This is a genomic window from Lysinibacillus sp. CTST325 (genome assembly GCF_054665055.1).
Map to the genome: position 1 here is coordinate 130,332 of NZ_BAAFHO010000007.1, position 19,274 is coordinate 149,605.

Genomic DNA, 19,274 nt, shown 5'->3' on the forward strand with positions numbered 1-19,274 from the left:
TATTAACTAAGATATCCTTTAACTATAAATATAAGTATCGGTATCTGTTATGTAATAAAAACCATCAATCAAGGAGGAGGAGCAAATGTTTAAACTCGGTTATAGGCTGTTTAGATTTTCATTTATAGCAATTGCTATATACAAATTACAATATTTCATTTAATAGAGTCTTGGAGGTTAATTTAGCAACTTGTCTAATTTCCATAATTTCTCGTTTTGCTTTTCAAAATAGAAAATATCGTGACTTTTCATAATTACAGAAAATTCCCTTTTTATTCATTTTACTAGCATGTTTTTGTTTAGTAATATTGAATTGTGAGGAGTCATTACTTAATGGGTTTTTAGAAAAGCGGAAAACAAGAAAGGTAAGTGATTTAATGTTGGGGTCAATTATTATCGCTATTATACTGATTTTATTAATATTTGCTGTTTATTTATCAATTAAATTCTTAATAAATAAAATAAGAGATATAGAGCAATTAAAAAGGAAAATGGAGAACTTGGAGAGAAAAGATACTAATCATAACGAGTGAAATTTTCTTTATCTTTATTATAGTTTTATCTATTAATGAGCCCTTTATCCCGCACTTGACTAGGAGAGATTCTGGATACTATTATAAAATAAAATCCAAACGGTATAAAATGTAAAAAAGTATCGGTATATGGAGATGTTATCATTTGGTTCAACAAACCTTTTTAGCCATGTTTCATTTGCAAGTTTATACAGAATTCAAGTGAAACTGAAATAATTTGAATTTTCGTGGGTGATGATTTGAAAATTTCAATAGAAGAAATAAGCCAAGAATTAGAAGAAGAGATTCTTATTAGGTGTCATGAAGTTGATCACGAAATAAATGAAATCATAAACAAGCTGAAAACTGAAAACCCTATTTTACTCGGACATCAAAATGATAGTATACACCGCATTAAGCTTAGTGATATCTATTATTTCGAGGCGGTCGAGGGAAAAGTGTTTATTTACTGCAGGGATAACGTTTTTGAGGTAAAGCAAAAACTTTACGAGTTAGAGGAATTATGCAAACGAAAAAACTGTTTTCGCGCATCGAAATCAACAATTTTGAACATCATGAAAATTTCATCTGTTTATCCGACCATAAGTGGTCGATTCGAAGCGGTGCTGGATAACGGAGAACGTACTGTTATATCAAGGCAGTATGTACCTGTCCTTAAAAATATGCTTGGTTTGTAAAGAGGGATACATATGAATTTTTTAGAATTTGTACAAAAGACAATTAAGAATTTCTTTATCATCTTCGCATCCATAATCATGATAATTACTTTGTTGCGACAAATGTTTTATCCTGACATGGCCTTTGATTTGAAGTCGATTTATATTCTTATGGCATTTTCATGTTTAGGTGCATTAACGGGATTTATTTTATATTCTCCTAATGATCTAAGTGAGAAGAAAATGCGTATAAGGATTATTATTCATTTCTTCACTTTGGAGATTTTATTGATTGTCCTTGGCAGCGCTATGAATCTTGTAACTGGTTCGGGTATAATCATTCTTGCACTGCAAATTGCGGTAATTTATATCATTGTTCATCTACTGACATGGCAAAATGATAAAAAAGATGCAAAAAAAATCAATGAAAAACTTAAGATATTTAAGAAAGACGTTGGTGAGTAGTCAGAAAATCAATACACAGTACAGTAGTTGGCTGTGATAGATTATTTTACGGTAAGCATTTGAGCTTACCGTTTTTTTGCATCTTATTGGCTTATAAATACAACTTACCGTTTTTCCCTATACATCCTTCCATCCATTTATTATGATGATTTCACAACAAATTTTTCCAATGAGGTGGAGGAAACAACTATGGGAACTTTACTATTATTCATGGCATTTATTTTCGAGATTGCTTTTGCAATCTACTGCATAGCAACTAAGCAAAACCATAAAAAATTAAAGAATTGGATTAGGATTGCTGTATTTATTGTATTTGCAATACTTACTGTTTCATCGGTGATTGTCTGGAGTTTTAGCTGGGTAATGCTTGCTATCCTACTTTTCATATTAGCCGTAAATGGGACAGTTTCTCTTATCCTTAAGAAAACGAATATCAAACAATACAAAACTTCTAACATTGTGTGGAAGTCCATTATGATGATATTGATATTTGTCTTTGTTCTTTCACCTGTTATTATTTTTCCACAGTATCCATCACCAAAAGTGACAGGAGAATATGAAGTCGCAACCGCTACTGACACATTTATTGACAAAAATCGTATTGAGGAGTTTTCTGACAAGGTGGACAACAGAATTGTTAATGTGGAATTCTGGTATCCAAAAAACGCAGATGGAACATACCCTCTATTAGTATTCTCACATGGAGCATATGGTATCAAGACAAGCAACAGTTCTACTTATACTGAGCTGGCAAGCCATGGTTATATAGTCGTTTCCATCGACCATCCTTATCATTCCTTCTATACTCGTTCAGAGGATGGAATAGTAACTATGATCAGTTCAGATTTTAAAAATGAAGTCGAAAATACGAATAAAGGTGTTTATTCGAATGAAGAACGGTACAAAATTACCCAAAAATGGATGAAACTGCGAACAGACGATATGAATTTTGTCATTGATACAATACTTACAAAAGCTAAAAGTGACAATGACCCTATTTATCAACATATCAATACAGAGAAAATTGGTGTGTTTGGACACTCAATGGGAGGTGCTGCAAGTGTGTGGCTAGGTAGAGCACGCGATGACGTAAGTGCAGTAGTAAATATCGATGCCCCTTTCTTTAGTGAACTTGTTTATAACAAAGCTGATGATACTTTTATGGCAAGTAGCAAAGCCTACACAACCCCTCTTTTTAACATTTATTCGGACGATGTTTGGGTTCAACTGGATCGTACTCCTACTTATGTAGCGAACAAACTCAACAATAAACAGTTCGAAGGAGCATATATTACTCATTTCAAAGGGGCAAAACATTTAAGCTTGACCGATTTATCGCTTTTCTCTCCTATTCTGACATTTATTCTACAAGGAGGAAAAGCCGATATTGATAAATATTACTGTATTGAGACTGAAAATGAATTAATTCTTAAATTTTTTGACTTTGAATTAAAGGGAATCGGCCATTTCGCTCCCAAAGAGACATACTGAACACAAAGTTTCTTTCGTCATCCTGAAAGAGGAAGCCCATTAACAAGTCTAATTGATTGGTGGTAAAACATATATAGGATGAGTAGGAAAAACCTTAAAAAGCGCGAGAAATCAAGTTTAGAAACGTTGATTTCTCGCGCTTTTCTGATGTGAAATTTTCTAATTTTTCTTTAAAAGTTTACTTATCTTTGGAGTAATTATACTTAGAACGATCAACTGGAGTATAACCTGTTGGCGTATAGAATCTCAATAAGTCACCATTCACGACTTTATCAGATAATTCTAATTTACGATCTACATTACTTTTAAGAGTTTTCGCATACTCTAATTGATTATCATCTAGTAGTAAACCTGTTTTATTATCATAAAATTTCCCATTCACCGAATAAATAGTAGGACTGACAAAACCGCCATTTCTAAATGGTACAACTTCATCATGGTCTTTTGATAATAAGTCGGAACCAAATTGAACAAATTGTTGCGTATCAATTCCTAGTAAATGTAATAACGTTGGAAGTAGGTCTGTTTGACCACCATAAGTATGGTTAGTTCCACCTTGCATTCCTGGTACATGGATAAATAATGGTACGCGTTGCAAATTAGCATTTTCATACGGTGTAATTTCTTTTCCAATGACTTGTTCCATCGCATCATTATGATTATCTGAAATACCGTAATGGTCACCATAAAGAACGATCATCGAATTATCATATAATCCTGATTCTTTTAATTGGTCGAATACTTGTTTGATCCCTTCATCTGCATAACGTGCTGTTTGGAAATAATTATCTACACTTGAATCTCCAGTATTAGCTTTATCAATTGTAACTAAGCTTTGATCCATTTTATATGGAAAATGGTTCCCTACTGTAATCAATTTCGTATAAAAAGGTTGTGGTAACGAACTTAACATACTTTCAGATTGTTTAAAGAATGGTTTATCTAGCAAACCATATTCAGCCATGTTTTCTGAAGAACCCGTGTCATAATAGCTAGCATCAAAGAAGTGATCGAATCCAAATGATTTATAAATCTCATTTCGATTCCAGAAGCTTCCGTTATTACCATGGAATACTGCTGATGTATATCCATAATCTTTTAAAATACTAGGCGCTGCTTGGTACGTATTTTGTGCCTTAGTAATATAAGCAGATCCTTGTGGTAACCCAAATAAAGAATTTTCCAGCATAAATTCTGCATCGGAAGTTTTACCTTGACCTGTTTGATGGAAGAAATTATCAAAATACAATGTATTCTTATCTTTCGTTAATGAATTTAAAAATGGTGTAACTTCTTCACCGTTTAATTTATAGTTGATCAGGAAGTTTTGGAATGATTCTAAATGTAAATAGATGACGTTCATCCCTTTTGCTTTACCAAAATATTCTGCATTAGGTTTGGCGTAGTTAGATTTTGTATAGTTCAACACTTCTGTAATATCACTACTATCTGCCAAAGCTCGCTGTGAAGATGCTTTCATCGTTTCTACTGAATCATAAATCGTATAGTTATACATTCCTAGATATTTCACAATATAGTTTCTATCAAAACCTCGAGATAAAAGTTGCGGACGATCAGCTTCAGCTAGTCCTAAATTTAGGATTGATATTGCTAATGCAAAAGTAATGATTGCCGTTGCTTTTTTATATCCAAAACGATTACTATCTATTTGTATTTTTTTTGAGAATCGTAAGTAAAACATTACAAATACATCCACAAAGAACAATAAATCAATAGGTTTTATTAAAGTAAGAACACTACCACCTAAATCTCCGAAGTTCTGCGTTTGGGTAACTGTAGGTAATGTAATGAAATCACTAAAAAATCGGTAATATACAACATTGGCATATAAAAGAATAGACATCAGAGTGTAAACTACAACTAGTGATGTATATTTTCTCTTTCCTCTAAATAAAAATGATATTCCTAGAAACAGCATTGCTGAACCTAGTGGATTTATTAGTAAAAGGAAATGTTGAAGAAATCCTTCTACTCCTAGTTTAAATTGTGTTGTTTGAGTGATGTATGTTTTAATCCATAACATTAAAACCGCTAATAAATATATCCCTAAAAATTTGTTTAATAGGTTATCTTTTTTACTTAATAAATTTTTCATTTTTGCACCTCTTTTACTTACTTATATTAAATCTAGATGTATATTAACTAAGATTATAAGTATATATTGCACTTAAAAATATATTATTTCACAGTAGTTTTTTCGTAACTATTGTATACTACTCTCCATATAGACTTCTGTCAAGGTGTTAAATATAATTGAAGACAGCAAGTACATTTCTTCCTATTATTGTAAACCAACTTTCATAAAAACCGTGCGCATATGAGTTTTTTTACGGGGTATTTTAAACCATAAGTTTATTCATATTTTCTGCTTAATATACAGTATTCATTTAATTCATCCTAAACTCGAAAATAAAGGAAACGTTGCGACGGCAGTATTTTCCGGTTTTTTATGTTAATTATTACATTCTTCTATGGATTGCAATCTTCAATATAATTGTTCAACTTTGCTCTTACCTGTGTTTAGTTACGGGTCACTTTAAGTTGTATAAAGGATTTTTTCAACAATAGCAATTTTAAAACACAATTTTAGTTTTAACAATATGATTTTGGTTACATGAAACTTATAATTTTGTAAGTTTTAGTTTCAATAAATTTAAACAAGTGTTATTGAGCATTGAATGTTAACTATATCCCCGAGTAAATCTTTTAATAATAAGTACATAAATGGTAAAAGCATGGTTTCAACTCCTATCCGCAGTCGCTCTAATTATCGGTTATTGGGATGCAAGTTGGCTTGCATTTGGTGCGCTTCTAAAAACATGTACAGCTATCGGCGGTGTTTTGGCACAGATACGTATTAAAGATTCTTTTAAAAATATGTTAATGATTATAGTAATAGGTTTGGTAGCAATTTTCTTATTTTCAAACAATATTCGGCACTTTTAAATTCCCCTTGCTTTAAATAACAATCATTAAATAGTGAAGATACTATCAGATGCAATCCGTTCACAGTAGAGTTGGACTGCATTTTATTGTCGCCATTATGGTGGCATTGCACTTGATGGAGTCATTGGTGTTCATAAATCAGGCTAGATGTTTGAGCAAATAAAAACGGCTGAGGTTCTTGTGTAACAAGAGTCTCAGCCGTTTGTTTTTCCAGGGCGGAAGTTTATACCTAATTAATATTACCTGTTGGGTATAATGTAGTTCCTCCAATTGAAACATTTATTTCATTAGATAATGGAACATTGTATTCATCAATAATCGTTCTCCACCATTCCCATGCAAGACCTGTACATTCTCTTGCATAAATTCGTATATTTTTTGAATTAGGCGGAAGTGGTATTACTGTAGAGAAATGAGCTGTTTTGTCTTTCCAGCTTCCATCCCAAGTTTTATGGGTTAGTACTTCTTTCCCGTTTTCATCATATGAAAATTCATCCCAAGCTACTTCAAATTGAGCAACATATGCACCATAATGATCAAGGATAATTTTGCCTTTAGAATATTCTGTAGCTGTCGTCTCAATATAATCTGTATTGTTATGAACAGCAGCAATTGAATTATCCTTTAAGAAAACACTTGTATATGATATTGGGTATGCTGGATTTTTAAGACTAAACTCTGCATTATCCTGAATTATTTTTCTAATATCATTAAAGTCTTTTGAAACAACCTGGTTATGCTTTTGTGAATCTCCACCTAATACTACAGCAGTAAAGGAACTTTCTTCAAAAATATCTTTATACTGCCCACTAGTTTCTACATTAGTATTGATATCCTTCAGTAAGGCTTTAAAAGCAGCTTGTACATCCTTACTCTTAGAGCTTGTTTCTAATTTCACATAAATTGTTCTGCCATACGCTACATTTGATACCATAACGGGAGGAGCATTATTACTTACCCCTTTACGAGTTAACTCTTCAAAAGAAACACTATCATCAAAAAGGTCTGATGGATTGTTAGGTTGTTCTGCACTTACGGTATAAAATATTTGTTTATATGCCGCAACCATCACTTTTTTCTCTCCACTCGCAATTGCATTAAAGTCAATTCCTAGTGAATTATCAAGAACTTGGGCGTTAACATTCAGAGCGCTTGCAATTTGAGATTTACTATAAACCATAGATTCTGAATATTGTAGCCTTGCAGGTAAAGTATGGGTTGTTGAATATTTTTCACTCCAAGTAGATACTAACTCATCTACTGCCCCGGATACATTACCATATGTTGGATTGTCCACAGTCGTAGTATTTTCCCTTTTCATGCCAGGTAAATCTATGCTAATATTTAGCGGTTTTCTTTTGGCCACCAATAAACTAGGTTGATTGTCTACAAAAGCTTTGTTGGCAAGTTGTAATGCTCCTGGATATGTACGATTCGCCATAGAATCTATAATTGAAATATCTACAGGTGAAGTTGTAAGTGATTTTTTGTTACGTTCAACCACTATAAATTTATCATTTGAGTTAACACCTTCTTTTGAGACAAAACTATCAACCTTGTCACCATTCACTGCTAAAACTTCGCTGTTATTATAGTTTAAGTTTCCTATACCAGTATCAATGTCATTAGACTTACTTTTTTCACTAACATTAGTATCAAGTGTTTCAGCAAAGGAAATAATCGGATAATTTATGATGCATAAACTAACAGATAAACATACTAGAACTTTTATTACTTTAAAATAATTTCGAATTCCCAAAAACACCACTCCTTTTTTAGGAAATTATACCACAAAAATACCCCATTCAAACATAGTTGTTTAGTTCTACATTCAGTTTATCAAAAAGTTAAGGAATAGTTAATATGATACATTCTCATATCAATTTTAATCACCATAGTCGCAACACTTACGGTGATACATCCATAGTGACTCATTATGTAGAATTCCCACATAAAAATGTCTGCTTTACGCCCTAAGCAGACATTTTATTAACTTATACTTTGTGATTATTTAACTATGCATTTTGAAGTAGTCTCTGTATTTATTTCAATGATATATTTCCTGAAGAGGTTTCCAGCTGCACGTCATAATCTCCGGTCCCAGATACCCCTTTTGTTTCTTTTTTACTTTGTTGTTTATCTTTTAATACAATGCCGACTGAACGTCTTCCGCTGTTGGATTTAAGAAGGAGCGTAGCATCAGGTTCATCCTCATTCAATGCAATGTCCACATTTCCACTTGTTGTAGTAACGTGAACCTCGCTATGAAAGTCAAGGAAGCCAAGTTTTACGTTACCACTGCTACCATTAACTTGGAGATCGTGCGTTTGCAGATCCTTACCAACGACGTTACCAGAAGAGCCTTTTACAATGATTTTCCCTTTGAATTCATTTGGAACTCGAACTTCCAAATGAGGCATTCGGTCGATTTTAAACAAACGGCTTATATCATTTTTTAATCGAATCGTTAATTTTTGTTTCCCTTTTTCCATTACAACTCCCGGACCATTGTCATATAAAAGTAAGTATGCTTCCAATTCTTCTATTTCCGCTGATACTACATCTATATTGGTGCTTCCATTCTCTATATAAATGCTATCTATATCTTTAAGGGAAGCCATTTGAATGTCTTCTCTTTCCTCCCCTCCCGAACAGGCACTTAAAAACACAATAGTAAGAATAAACGACATAACCATATAGTATTTCTTCATTTTCAGCACTCCTCTCTTTGGATTCCATTATAGAAGGTGACCCCTCGTCAGTTTCAAGGTTTCTATAAATTAATTAATAAAAGCTAAAAAAACCTTGAAGCTTACGTTACGTCATTTTGTATACTGTTAAGTAACTACTTTTTTGCAATATCTAAATAAATTAGAAAAATAAGGAGGATTAGATGAAACAGGGAGATATAATTATTTATGGATGTGTCATTATAGGTGCTGGTATTGGACTGACTATGGATCATGCGTTTCCTGGTGTACTGATTGGCTTGGGAGCAGGGTACTTACTTAAATCTTTTTTTAGTAAAGAAGAATAAAAGTGGAATCAATATAACAGTTGTTAACGATAAGGTATTAACGTACAGAAAGGTAGGTTTATTAGTTGATACACATTAACAAAGTGGCAGAGCTGACAGGTGTTACAGTAAGAACACTACGTCACTACGACAAAATCGGATTATTAAAACCACCATCCAAAACAGAAGGTGGTCATCGTTTATATACGAATAATGAAATAAAAAAACTACAGCAGATTCAATTTTTAAAAAAGATTGGATTTCGCTTAAATGAGATTCAGAACATGCTCGCTTCCAGTGAGTGGGATTGGTCGGATAGTCTAAAGAGTCAATTATCTTTTGTCATAAAAGAACAGGAAAACTTAAAGAAAATAGAGCAATCCTTACGGGAATTGATACATGGAATTGCTATAGAAGGTGAAGAAAACTGGGTTGCGATTCAGAAGATCATGCAATTATCCAGTAAAGATAAAGAAATACAGCAGAATTATAGAGAATCTATATTTAAAGAAAAAGAAATAAAGCTATGGAAAAAGGTTCCCAATATGACAAGTGACAGTTCTGATTCACTGGAATGGATTGCTCTGATAGGTCAGTTAAAGCGTTATATTAAGGACGGTCCTAAATCAACCAAAGTTCAAAATATCATTAGAAGAATGGATGAAAAGCGTTTAGAGGAATTTGATGGTGAGGATGAATTTTTAGATAAGCTGTGGGAAATAAGGATGTCGCAAAAGCAGTCAGAGAAACTGGGATTATATCCGATTGATCAGGATGTACTTAAGTTGTTGAACGAGGCATATGTAGTTTTTATGGCCGAAAAGAATAAGCCTCAACCGGAATAAGGGGGAAAGAATGGTGAGTACAGAACTACTTCTCCTGATAGGAGGTTTGGCTATACTGGATACATTAAGCCCTGCCACATTAGGTGTAACGGTGTATCTACTTTTAACAGATAAAGAGAAACTAACCAAACGTTTATTGATTTATTTATTGACGGTTGCAGGATTTTATTTTGCTGTTGGAGTTTCACTTATGTTAGGATTAGGTTTTTTATTCGAGATTATTTCTGGTGTATTTCAAAATCGAATTGTAAGCTGGATAGTCTTTATTATTGGAGCAATTTTGTTCATCGCAAGTTTTTATGTTCCAGCAAAGAAAAATTCAGACCTGCCTTCTCCAAAATCAAAAAGCATTCTTTCCATTGTGGCTCTGGGGTTCACTACTTCATTAATTGAAGTAGGTATGGCGTTCCCTTATTTTGCAGCAATCGGAATAATGACTACTTCTAATCTATCATGGATGGAATGGTCTTCTATTTTAGCTGGATACAATTTTATCATGGTGATGCCTTCCCTCTTGCTGTTTCTCTTTTACCTCCTGTTTGGTCGGAGGATGCAAAAACCTCTGAAGAAACTTCGGGTGAAAATAGCTAATAATACAGGGGCAACCCTTTCTTGGATAATGTGTATTGTTGGAATCATCCTAATTTTCAATAGTCTGGATTACTTGTAGGGCATTTTTAAAAAATCCCCTTTAAATAAAATGCTATCTACTTACTGTAGGTTCATTGTCTACTTAAAGGGGATAATACTAGTCTTCATTAGAATGTAGTTAAGGTTTAGGAAGTTTACTCAATTTTAGAAAAGTGCAATTATAAATAAGTTTCAATTGAAGCTATTTTTTTCAATTCGAGAACATAGGCTTTATATTTCTCGTCTCGCTTTTCATATTCAAGGATAACTCGAATGTATGCCTTTTGCATTTCCCCATTTTCAGGTGAATTTTGGTATTCGCGTTCAATCTCTTCCTTGGATACACTATAGTCACCCAACTGATTATCAATAAATCGTTGCATACGTAATTCTTGCAATACTAATTCTTCAATTTCCTGTTTAGAGTATTCTTCTGATACATCTATTCCAAACTCGTCAAATAATTCTTGCATACAATCAGTAATTTGTTCTTTATCAGGTTCCCATTTAGAAATGCTTCTATCGTCATTCATTTTTTGTACAATAAGCTCATGTTCAATGACTGATTCAAGAGCATAATAATAACTCTCAAGAAGATCTGATGAAGACATTTCAGAAGGTATGATACCCAGCTTCATGTCGTTAATCAACTCAATATTTAAATAGTTTAAACTTATTTCATAATCGTTAACTCTTGCCACGATGGACGGTAATTGCATTGTCTCATTGTCAGTTAACATAAAAAAATCCGTCATGACTACGTTATCTCTACTAATACTTTGGCTGGAATTATTCTTTTTGTTTAACACGAATCATCACCATTTTTCATTCAATTTTTTAACTGCAGTTTCTATTATTACAAACGACTTTTTAGCTCCGGGGATATTTCCTTTAATTAACAAAAAGTTGCGTTCACTATCAACCTTTATGATTGTAAGATTTTGAATAGTGGTCTGTTTTCCACCCATTCGTCCGGGCATTTTTTTCCCTTTGTCTACTTTCATGCCATCATTTTTGGCGATTACACCGATGGAACCCGGAGCTCGATGGAATCTTGAACCGTGAGATGCAGGACCTCCACTTAATCCATGTCTTTTAATAACACCTTGAAATCCTTTTCCTTTAGATATACCAGTAACATCTACTATGTCGCCTTCTTGGAATATATCTGCACTAATACGTGTTCCAACATCTAATGATGCTCCTCGAATTTCTTTAACATATCTTTTAGGATTGGTATTTGCCTTTTGACTTCTTCCGATTTCCGCTTTATTAGAATTTTTTTTATCAGAAAATCCAATTTGAATTGCTTCGTATCCGTCACTTTCCAATGTTTTATTCTGTAACACAACATTCTCTTCTACTTCAACAACTGTCACAACTATGGGATCTCCACTATCACTAAACACTTGAGACATGCCTATTTTTCTTCCTAAGATTCCTTTTATCATAAATATCCTCCTACTAATTTTAATATTTATTGTTAGTAATAAGCTCTTAGGGTACTTCCCACGTTCTAAACATTACTCTCACCTTTATTTATTGGTTATTGTTTTTTGATAGTTTCCATACAATTGCCCGCAAGCAGCATCTATATCAATGCCAAATTGACTTCTAATGGTAACGTTAATTCCTGCTGACTTTAATTTTTTATAGAAGTTTACAACTTGATTCTCATTTACTTCTTCAAATCTCATAGGTGAGCTAACAGTTGGGTTATATCTAATGATGTTTACATGGAACAAGTTCCCTCTTTTATATCTACCTCTTAAAAGATTTATTACTTCATTCGCATGGTCAATAGAATCATTGACTCCAGGCAACATAATATATGCTATATAAACTTTTCTTGAGGTCACACGTATATGCTCATCTAATGTGTCCATTACATCCAATAATGGGTAGCGTTCATTAATTGGCATTAACTTACTTCGCTGTTCATTAAAAGGAGAATGTAATGAAAATGTCAGGTTGACTTGTGGATAGTTTTGAGTCATTTTTTTAATGCCCGGAATAATACCTATAGTCGAAATAGATAACCTGCGAGGACTTAAAGCAAACAACTCCGGATTTGTAAGTACTTTTAAAGCATCAAATACTTGTACACTAGCCAATGCTTCTCCCATTCCCATAAAAGAAATACTATCAATTGAATGTCCATTTAAATGAAAGTACAAAATTTGGTCGGTAATTTCATCTGATGTTAAATTGCGTTTTAAACCAATATCTCCTGTTGCACAAAATTTACAGCCAAAATTACAACCGCACTGCGAGGAAATACAAAATGACTCCCAACCAGCTTTATATTTCATATTTACCGTTTCTATTTTTTCGTCTCCTGAAATTTCAAATAAGACTTTAGTAACTTGTTCAGAATGTTGTGCTTTTAAAACAGCAATATTTAAAATCGACTCTCCAAACTCCTTAATTAACATTTTTCTTAAAGATTTAGGAAGAACCGCTATTTCATTGAAATTATTTATTCTCCCTTGGAATATAGCATTTGTGATTTGATTCATTCTAAAATTAGGAAATTTATGCTGCTTCAAGAACTCTTGAATTCTTATATACTTGTTTTTTTGTTGCATGTTTTCTCATCCTTCCATAAAACTCTCGTTTGTTTGAGTAAATAGAAGGGAGTTATCATCTAACCTTTTTATAAAAATTAGGCACAAAAAAAACACCGACACAATTATCGGTGTTAGCTTAATAAAATCATGCACAAATAAACAAGGACATTATGTCATTGAATTATAGTTTATTTGCCGTAGAGAAAAAGCTCCGATAACTGATTTTGTATGGTTATTTGGCTTAAAAAAGGACAGACTACTCCCTTTGTACGCCAAGCGATTTCCAATTTTTGCATTTTTACCATACAAAATTCTAAAAACTGTTATCATTGCTTCCACCTCTTTCCTGTCAATATTAGTAATGAGTACCATATCATATAGATTCCTCTATGTAAAGTTTAAATCATAGACAAATTCTTAACGTTAAAGTAATAACTTACCTGCTTTGTTAGCTTAATAAAAACAGCCGCCAAAAATGGAGTGCACTGAAAAAGTCTATATCTTCTCACATTGCGAGGTATTCAATGATTAAATCGTTGAATACCCCGCTTTTTTCATTTGGCACTGTGACTCTACTGTTGTTTTCCGAAGCATTCCGCTCGCTTTCCGCGGGCGAGCGCCGAGCCTCCTCCTACGCTTCGCTTCGTACGGGGACTCGTCTGTCTCGCTTCCCGCAGGAGTCGAGTGATGCTTCTCCAAACAACGCAATGTATTACACTATTATTTTAGTCACGCTTTCCTTTATAATTAAAGAATAAATGTGCAGGTGGTGCCCCCGATGATTTCAAATCAAGAGACCCTTCATTTAAGTCCATATATGGCAATCTACGATATTGTTGTGCCAAAAGATAATATACTTCGCAAAATCAATGAACTTGTTGATTTTTCATTCATTTTAGAAGAGTTAAAAACAAAATATTGTGTAGACAATGGACGTAATGCCATTCCTCCAATTCGTATGTTTAAGTACTTATTATTAAAAGTCGGATACACATGCCGAACAAGAGGCATTTCAAAATACGGAAGCATTTAAGCAATTAGCCGCAAATCGCTACAAAGTAGAAGCGGAGAATAGTGAATTAAAAAACAGACACGGGTACGATACGGCATCGACTGCGGGTCTATTTGGCATGGAAATTCAAGGTGCTACAACGATATTCGCTGTCAATTTAAAACGGAAGTACTAAACGAAAATGAATAGGAATAGAGTTTAGTTCATATAACTTATCTCAAGCCCTTCTGGACCAAATGACAACTGGAATAAGTACGAAGGATAATAGACCTAGGAATATCTCCTAAGCCTTTCAATCTCCTTATAGTGTCTAACGTACATCAGACCAACTTAAAAAAAGGTAAGAGCCTTACTACAATTTTTAACGCACCTGTTAGCCGTCCATGTAGCGTAAAAACCAGCGTTACACTACAGAGAATGAAAGATTATTTCGTTCTTTCATGGAAGTTGAATAAGGAAAAGTATTAAAAATAAGTAATTACTATCACCTACATAAGTTGTAGTTTCCACTGTTCCATGAATAATTCAGGTTTGAAGATATTTTTCTAATAAAGTTAAAAAGAGCTCGATATCATCTTTGCTAAGATCTCCAATGTTGGCTACCCTAAAAGAATTTAATTGATTAAGTTTTCCAGGATATATCGTTATTCCGTTAGCATATAAATAATCATGCATTTCTTGAAAATTATAATTTTCACTTTCGGGCTCTACTATTGCTGTAATAATTTTTGAATGGTGCTCCACAGGGACGAGATATCTTAAACCAAGTCTAGAGAGGCCTTCTATTAAGGTTTCCCAACATTTAGAATATCGTTCATATCTTTCTTTCACTCCTTCTGCTTTTAATTCTACAATCGCCTGTTTTAGCGCATAGATAGTTTGCACAGGTGGAGTAAAACGCATCTGTCCTGTCTCGATGAAATGGTAATATTGAGAATAAAGATTCAAGTAATAATTTGTCGGCTTTTTCGTTTTTCCTTTTTCTAGTTCGCTTTTTTTTGCTATAACAAAAGAGACTCCTGCCATTCCTTGAAGGTTTTTATTGGAACTAGCCGCCAAATAACTTATGTTCATTTTACTCATATCAATAGGAATAGCTGCAAACGAACTCATTGCATCTACCATCATATTAATCTCATTTTCTTCACAAATGGAGCCAATCGATTCTATATCGTTTAATAATCCCGTTGTTGTTTCATTATGCACGACAGCTAGAAAAGAAACTTTTCGTGGAATTGTTTGAATGAATGAATGTAACTGATCTAATTTAATAGGTTGATCAGGTGGACTTAAAAACTCAATCCAATCCAGCTGATAAGCTTCTGCAATTTCACACATTCTTTTCCCATAGGCTCCATTATTAATGATTACTAAAACCCCATCAGTCATAACTGAACTCAAGATTGACTCTACAGCAGCAGTACCTGAACCACCGAATAAAACGGTTGTGTATTGATTCTCTTCTGAAACTAAATTAGTAATTTCAGAAGTAACAAATTGCAATAATTGGCTGAAGTCATCTTCACGAGGGCAAATATCAGGTACCACTTGTGCGTATTTAACCGTATCTGTTGTAGTAGCAGGTCCGGGATTCAGTAATATATTTCTTTTGATTTTCTTCACGGTACTCCTCCCTTTAATTTTATTTCACTTTTATACGTCGTTCGAATTATCTCCCTCCAACTAAGTTTTAGTACTGTAAAGAGGCTTCTTATAGGCAAGACCAACCTGCTAATATACATTTTCAGAACAATTATTTAATAAATCTTTGTAGACGAGTTTTAACTTCACTTGGAGTTACTTTTGGGCGTCCTAGATTTTGTTTAGATCCCTTTGAGATTTTCAAATAAATAAAAGTCAGCCCTTTTGTCATTTTCCATTCTTGAATACACATTTCAAATTCGTGTAAATTATGGATATAGTATGACTTTTCATAACCGCAAGCTGCAGCAATATCGACAATATTAACATTGTGGGAAACTGTACTTTGCCCTCCAGTTGAATCGTGAACTTGATTATCTAGAAGAATGTGGAGCATATTTTCAGGTTGATAGTAGCCATTTGTAGATAAGCTTCCCATTCGCATAAGGAGGGAACCATCTCCATCAATAACAACTACATCTATATCTTTTCGCGTATGGGCTAATCCTAATCCTAAAGAACCAACACAGCCCATGGAGCCCACCATATATAGATTATTATCCGAATCCTCGACCTCATATAGTTCCCTTCCTGTTTTACCGGTTGTCGCCATTTGTACTGTTTTCATATTTTTGAGTCCATTTATCACTTTTAAAGTGTCAAAACGACTTGGCAGTTCGTCTATGTCTGTTTTTTCACTTTTTATCATGTTTTTATGATTAAGACGTTGCTCTATCTTCAATTTCTCACTTTTAAATGTTTCTTTTCTCACTACAAAAAAGAATGGTTGGTTTACTTCAATCCACTTGTTAGCTTCTTCAAGCTGTCTCTTTGCCTCACTATCATCCTCAGATAAGAATTGCCATTTTATTTGCATGAGATCTAATAATTGTGTCGTAATTTGTCCCATTAATTCATGCTGGGGTTCATCATTCAACCCGGGTTCTCCACGTAGACTAACAAACCCAAGTACAGGTATTTGAAAGGGGTAGTTTAAGGAAGTCAATGGAGAAATACAATTGGTTAGACCAGAGTTTTGCATTAAAACAACTGATTTCCTTCCCCCAAGGTATGCTCCTGAAGCAATTGCTACAGCATCACCTTCGTTGGCTGCAGCAATATATTCACACTCATTTATGGAATAGTTAATAAGATTCTTTAAAAATGAACACGGGACCCCACTGTAAAAATCAAAACCAAGTCTTTTAAGCTCATTTCCAAATTCTTTTGTATTTAACATATCATCACTCCGTTTCGGGTTGTGATTGGTTATTAGTTGGTGGCAAATATTTCTTTTCTGCTTTTTGAAGCTCCTCAGCATCTTGGAGTCTAAAAATCTCTTGCACACTTACGATCGATTTCTCTACTTGAATGAGACTTTCATCTTTTTGGATTTGTTTTGAGATGTTCTGCATAGCAGTGATTGAAGCTCTTAAGTTATGGTTAGCCCAGATTGCCGTACTTATTCCTACTTTTCTGAATTCATTAGTTGGTGTTGTATAATATTTTGTAGGCACAATAACCACTGGATGCCTTCCACTCCATTCCTTCATAAATGCTTCAATTTCTTTAAAATCTGACTTTTTACTATGCACAAGAATTGCATCAGCACCCGCTTTCCTGTAGGCTTCCGCACGTTTAAGGGCTTCATCTAATCCCAAGCCTGCAATAAAAGCCTCGACTCTAGCTACAACCATAAAGTCCTCATCCTCTTGAGTATCTTTCATTGCTTTTATTTTCCCGCAAAATTCTTCAATCGATGCGAGTTGCTGTTTTTCTCCATTAATAAATGAGTTCGTTTTCGGAAAAATTTTATCCTCGATGCAGACTCCAGCAATATCCAATTGTTCTAGTTTTCTAACTAACCTCCGGGCATTATTAAAATTTCCATATCCAGTATCCCCATCTAAGAGAATGGGAATTGTTGTCGTATCACTCATAAATTCAAGTATATCTAATACCTGCGTCCATGATACTTCATTATTATCTCTTACACCCAATGATCCTGATATCGATAGACCACTCGCCCAAATCCCTTTAAAACCGACTTCCTCTACAATTTTTGCGGAAAGACCGTTATGGGCTTCCATTAAAAATTCAAGTTTGTCTGAATATATTATTTTTTTTAATTTGGTCGTTTTTTTCAATATCTTCCATCTCCTTACCCAACATGTCATATTATCATATGACTAAAAGTAAAGATTAACAGGGCAAATACATTAGAAACTAATGATTTTGAAATCGAAAATGGATATATAAAGAACAATCATAAGGCTACTTTTCTAGTGTAGTAAATTTTTTTTGGGACTCTAGCAGAAAAATGGGAGAGATTAATCGCGTAACCAAGTCCCACTCACCCATGCAAGATAAATCTATTTACATACAATACAGTAACCTCCATAAGTGGTGAGGGCTACATTATGAATACAAAAGAAATAAAAATATCTTACTAAATGAGGTGAATTCATTGAAAAAGGGACTTGGAAAATGGGAGCAATTCTTACTTTTAAATCAAAATCCTTTAACAACTAACTTCATTCCAGAATCAACACTTTACAGTCTTGAAAACCTAATCGATATATTAAATAGGTATGAGTATGTTTATGTGAAACATACTAGCACTGGACAAGGAAGAGCAATTTATAAAGTCTACAAAAGAAAAGATGGACACTATTGTTTTAACGGATTTACCATGCAAGGTGAAGAAATAAATATGTGTGTGGCGGCAATTGAGGATTTCCATCAAGTTCTACATCCATATGAGAAACACAATAAATTAAGCGGAAATTATATTATACAGGAGGGAGTCATGAGTCTAACCCCTGATGGGCATTCAATATCCATTCGTGTTCATGTTCAAAATCTAAAGGGAGAATGGAGAATTGGTGGGATTTACGGAAGGATCGCAACTGAGGATCATGGGATTGTCAATTCAAATCGGGGTTCTCAAGTAATACCGATTGACGAATTACTATCTGATTATATGATGATGGATAATACAAAGAAAGATAAAACAATAGATTCTCTAAAAGAAAATTCAATTTTAGCATCTGAAGTAATAGCATCCTACTTTCCTTGTAGAGAATATGGCATTGATTTCGGAATAAATCTTGAAGGAAAACCTATATTATTTGAAGTAAATACAACGCCAAGCATAAGTAGCTTTGCCAAAATTGATAAGGCGATCTGGAAGAAAATTGTTGAGATTAGGAAAATGCAAAATGAAGGCTAAGTCTGAATTGTAGTTATTTTTCATGTTAGTCACCCTCATTTTCTATTCAATAGATTTATATTTATAGGAAAGAAGAAACTAATTGCATCCGTTACTTGTGAAAGGATTAGGAATTTATCTTTAAGTAAAAATAGATTAAGGCTGGATAGACACGATATGAATCAACTAACTATTGGAGGCGATTCAGCAGGTGCTCAAATTGCCTGCCTCAAGAAC

General features: G+C 33.7%; 18 protein-coding genes and 2 pseudogenes. 11 read left to right on the forward strand and 9 right to left on the reverse strand.

Annotated features, from left to right (window positions below):
- Positions 1-772 precede the first annotated feature (772 nt).
- The 3 genes from ACYQ73_RS16850 to ACYQ73_RS16860 all read left to right on the forward strand — a co-directional run bounded on the left by ACYQ73_RS16850 (position 773) and on the right by ACYQ73_RS16860 (position 3,145).
- The gene (locus ACYQ73_RS16850; protein WP_460013557.1) at positions 773-1,210 is read left to right on the forward strand and encodes a LytTR family DNA-binding domain-containing protein; all 438 of its coding nucleotides are present in this window, start codon (positions 773-775) and stop codon (positions 1,208-1,210) included.
- A 12-nt stretch (positions 1,211-1,222) separates the two neighbouring features.
- Positions 1,223-1,654, forward strand: a complete 432-nt coding sequence (locus ACYQ73_RS16855) for a DUF3021 family protein (protein WP_460013558.1) — start codon at positions 1,223-1,225, stop codon at positions 1,652-1,654.
- A 189-nt stretch (positions 1,655-1,843) separates the two neighbouring features.
- Positions 1,844-3,145, forward strand: coding sequence for an alpha/beta hydrolase family protein (locus ACYQ73_RS16860; protein ID WP_460013559.1), 1,302 nt, complete (start codon positions 1,844-1,846; stop codon positions 3,143-3,145).
- Positions 3,146-3,323: 178 nt separating this feature from the next.
- Here ACYQ73_RS16860 and ACYQ73_RS16865 read toward each other — a convergent pair whose 3' ends face one another.
- Entirely contained in the window at positions 3,324-5,261 is a 1,938-nt protein-coding gene (locus tag ACYQ73_RS16865) for an LTA synthase family protein (RefSeq protein WP_460013560.1), read from the reverse strand.
- A gap of 629 nt (positions 5,262-5,890) precedes the next feature.
- Between ACYQ73_RS16865 and ACYQ73_RS16870 the strand changes: the two genes are divergently transcribed.
- Positions 5,891-6,112 (forward strand): hypothetical protein, encoded by a 222-nt coding sequence (locus tag ACYQ73_RS16870; protein ID WP_460013561.1) that lies wholly within the window; start codon positions 5,891-5,893, stop codon positions 6,110-6,112.
- A 229-nt stretch (positions 6,113-6,341) separates the two neighbouring features.
- On the opposite strand, the gene ACYQ73_RS16875 is transcribed toward ACYQ73_RS16870, so the two are convergent.
- Complete coding sequence (locus ACYQ73_RS16875; RefSeq protein WP_460013562.1) at positions 6,342-7,871, reverse strand: thiol-activated cytolysin family protein; 1,530 nt, start codon at positions 7,869-7,871, stop codon at positions 6,342-6,344.
- Between the two features lie 283 nt (positions 7,872-8,154).
- Complete coding sequence (locus ACYQ73_RS16880) at positions 8,155-8,823, reverse strand: DUF4097 family beta strand repeat-containing protein (RefSeq protein WP_460013563.1); 669 nt, start codon at positions 8,821-8,823, stop codon at positions 8,155-8,157.
- 182 nt (positions 8,824-9,005) lie between these two features.
- Between ACYQ73_RS16880 and ACYQ73_RS16885 the strand changes: the two genes are divergently transcribed.
- The 3 genes from ACYQ73_RS16885 (at position 9,006) to ACYQ73_RS16895 (ending at position 10,643) form a co-directional block, all read left to right on the forward strand.
- Positions 9,006-9,149 (forward strand): hypothetical protein, encoded by a 144-nt coding sequence (locus tag ACYQ73_RS16885; RefSeq protein WP_460013564.1) that lies wholly within the window; start codon positions 9,006-9,008, stop codon positions 9,147-9,149.
- 65 nt (positions 9,150-9,214) lie between these two features.
- A complete protein-coding gene (locus ACYQ73_RS16890; RefSeq protein ID WP_460013565.1) occupies positions 9,215-9,973 on the forward strand; it encodes a MerR family transcriptional regulator in 759 nt (252 codons plus the stop codon).
- Between the two features lie 10 nt (positions 9,974-9,983).
- On the forward strand, positions 9,984-10,643 hold the full coding sequence (locus ACYQ73_RS16895; protein ID WP_460013566.1) for a GAP family protein: 660 nt from the start codon (positions 9,984-9,986) through the stop codon (positions 10,641-10,643).
- A 139-nt stretch (positions 10,644-10,782) separates the two neighbouring features.
- On the opposite strand, the gene ACYQ73_RS16900 is transcribed toward ACYQ73_RS16895, so the two are convergent.
- From ACYQ73_RS16900 to ACYQ73_RS16910, 3 genes are all read right to left on the reverse strand, one after another.
- Positions 10,783-11,358, reverse strand: coding sequence for a hypothetical protein (locus tag ACYQ73_RS16900; protein WP_460013567.1), 576 nt, complete (start codon positions 11,356-11,358; stop codon positions 10,783-10,785).
- Between the two features lie 60 nt (positions 11,359-11,418).
- On the reverse strand, positions 11,419-12,054 hold the full coding sequence (gene rplC / locus ACYQ73_RS16905; RefSeq protein WP_460013568.1) for a 50S ribosomal protein L3: 636 nt from the start codon (positions 12,052-12,054) through the stop codon (positions 11,419-11,421).
- An 84-nt stretch (positions 12,055-12,138) separates the two neighbouring features.
- On the reverse strand, positions 12,139-13,191 hold the full coding sequence (locus ACYQ73_RS16910; RefSeq protein ID WP_460013569.1) for a Cfr family 23S rRNA (adenine(2503)-C(8))-methyltransferase: 1,053 nt from the start codon (positions 13,189-13,191) through the stop codon (positions 12,139-12,141).
- Positions 13,192-13,697: 506 nt separating this feature from the next.
- On the opposite strand from ACYQ73_RS16910, the gene ACYQ73_RS16915 reads away from it, so the two are divergent.
- From ACYQ73_RS16915 to ACYQ73_RS16925, 3 genes and pseudogenes are all read left to right on the forward strand, one after another.
- Entirely contained in the window at positions 13,698-13,931 is a 234-nt protein-coding gene (locus ACYQ73_RS16915; RefSeq protein ID WP_460013570.1) for a hypothetical protein, read from the forward strand.
- Between the two features lie 20 nt (positions 13,932-13,951).
- A pseudogene (locus tag ACYQ73_RS16920) lies at positions 13,952-14,164 on the forward strand (IS5/IS1182 family transposase); the annotation flags it as partial.
- Positions 14,154-14,360: pseudogene (locus ACYQ73_RS16925) on the forward strand (transposase); the annotation flags it as partial. The pseudogenes ACYQ73_RS16920 and ACYQ73_RS16925, both read left to right, overlap by 11 nt.
- Positions 14,361-14,710: 350 nt before the next feature.
- Here ACYQ73_RS16925 and ACYQ73_RS16930 read toward each other — a convergent pair.
- From ACYQ73_RS16930 to aepX, 3 genes are all read right to left on the reverse strand, one after another.
- On the reverse strand, positions 14,711-15,808 hold the full coding sequence (locus tag ACYQ73_RS16930) for a 2-aminoethylphosphonate aminotransferase (protein ID WP_460013571.1): 1,098 nt from the start codon (positions 15,806-15,808) through the stop codon (positions 14,711-14,713).
- Positions 15,809-15,938: 130 nt separating this feature from the next.
- The gene (aepY, locus tag ACYQ73_RS16935; RefSeq protein WP_460013572.1) at positions 15,939-17,066 is read right to left on the reverse strand and encodes a phosphonopyruvate decarboxylase; all 1,128 of its coding nucleotides are present in this window, start codon (positions 17,064-17,066) and stop codon (positions 15,939-15,941) included.
- A 4-nt stretch (positions 17,067-17,070) separates the two neighbouring features.
- Positions 17,071-17,973, reverse strand: coding sequence for a phosphoenolpyruvate mutase (aepX, locus tag ACYQ73_RS16940; RefSeq protein ID WP_460013573.1), 903 nt, complete (start codon positions 17,971-17,973; stop codon positions 17,071-17,073).
- Between the two features lie 320 nt (positions 17,974-18,293).
- Here aepX and ACYQ73_RS16945 point away from each other — a divergent pair, with 320 nt between their 5' ends.
- On the forward strand, positions 18,294-19,058 hold the full coding sequence (locus ACYQ73_RS16945; protein ID WP_460013574.1) for a YheC/YheD family protein: 765 nt from the start codon (positions 18,294-18,296) through the stop codon (positions 19,056-19,058).
- Positions 19,059-19,274 lie beyond the last annotated feature (216 nt).

Coding starts and splice junctions, on each gene's coding strand:
- ACYQ73_RS16855 (WP_460013558.1), top strand. CDS start 1,223: ATGAATTTTTTAGAATTTGTACAAAAGACAATTAAGAATTTCTTTATC.
- ACYQ73_RS16860 (WP_460013559.1), top strand. CDS start 1,844: ATGGGAACTTTACTATTATTCATGGCATTTATTTTCGAGATTGCTTTT.
- ACYQ73_RS16865 (WP_460013560.1), bottom strand. CDS start 5,261: ATGAAAAATTTATTAAGTAAAAAAGATAACCTATTAAACAAATTTTTA.
- ACYQ73_RS16870 (WP_460013561.1), top strand. CDS start 5,891: ATGGTAAAAGCATGGTTTCAACTCCTATCCGCAGTCGCTCTAATTATC.
- ACYQ73_RS16880 (WP_460013563.1), bottom strand. CDS start 8,823: ATGAAGAAATACTATATGGTTATGTCGTTTATTCTTACTATTGTGTTT.
- ACYQ73_RS16885 (WP_460013564.1), top strand. CDS start 9,006: ATGAAACAGGGAGATATAATTATTTATGGATGTGTCATTATAGGTGCT.
- ACYQ73_RS16895 (WP_460013566.1), top strand. CDS start 9,984: ATGGTGAGTACAGAACTACTTCTCCTGATAGGAGGTTTGGCTATACTG.
- ACYQ73_RS16900 (WP_460013567.1), bottom strand. CDS start 11,358: ATGACGGATTTTTTTATGTTAACTGACAATGAGACAATGCAATTACCG.
- rplC (WP_460013568.1), bottom strand. CDS start 12,054: ATGATAAAAGGAATCTTAGGAAGAAAAATAGGCATGTCTCAAGTGTTT.
- ACYQ73_RS16910 (WP_460013569.1), bottom strand. CDS start 13,191: ATGCAACAAAAAAACAAGTATATAAGAATTCAAGAGTTCTTGAAGCAG.
- ACYQ73_RS16915 (WP_460013570.1), top strand. CDS start 13,698: ATGATTAAATCGTTGAATACCCCGCTTTTTTCATTTGGCACTGTGACT.
- aepY (WP_460013572.1), bottom strand. CDS start 17,066: ATGTTAAATACAAAAGAATTTGGAAATGAGCTTAAAAGACTTGGTTTT.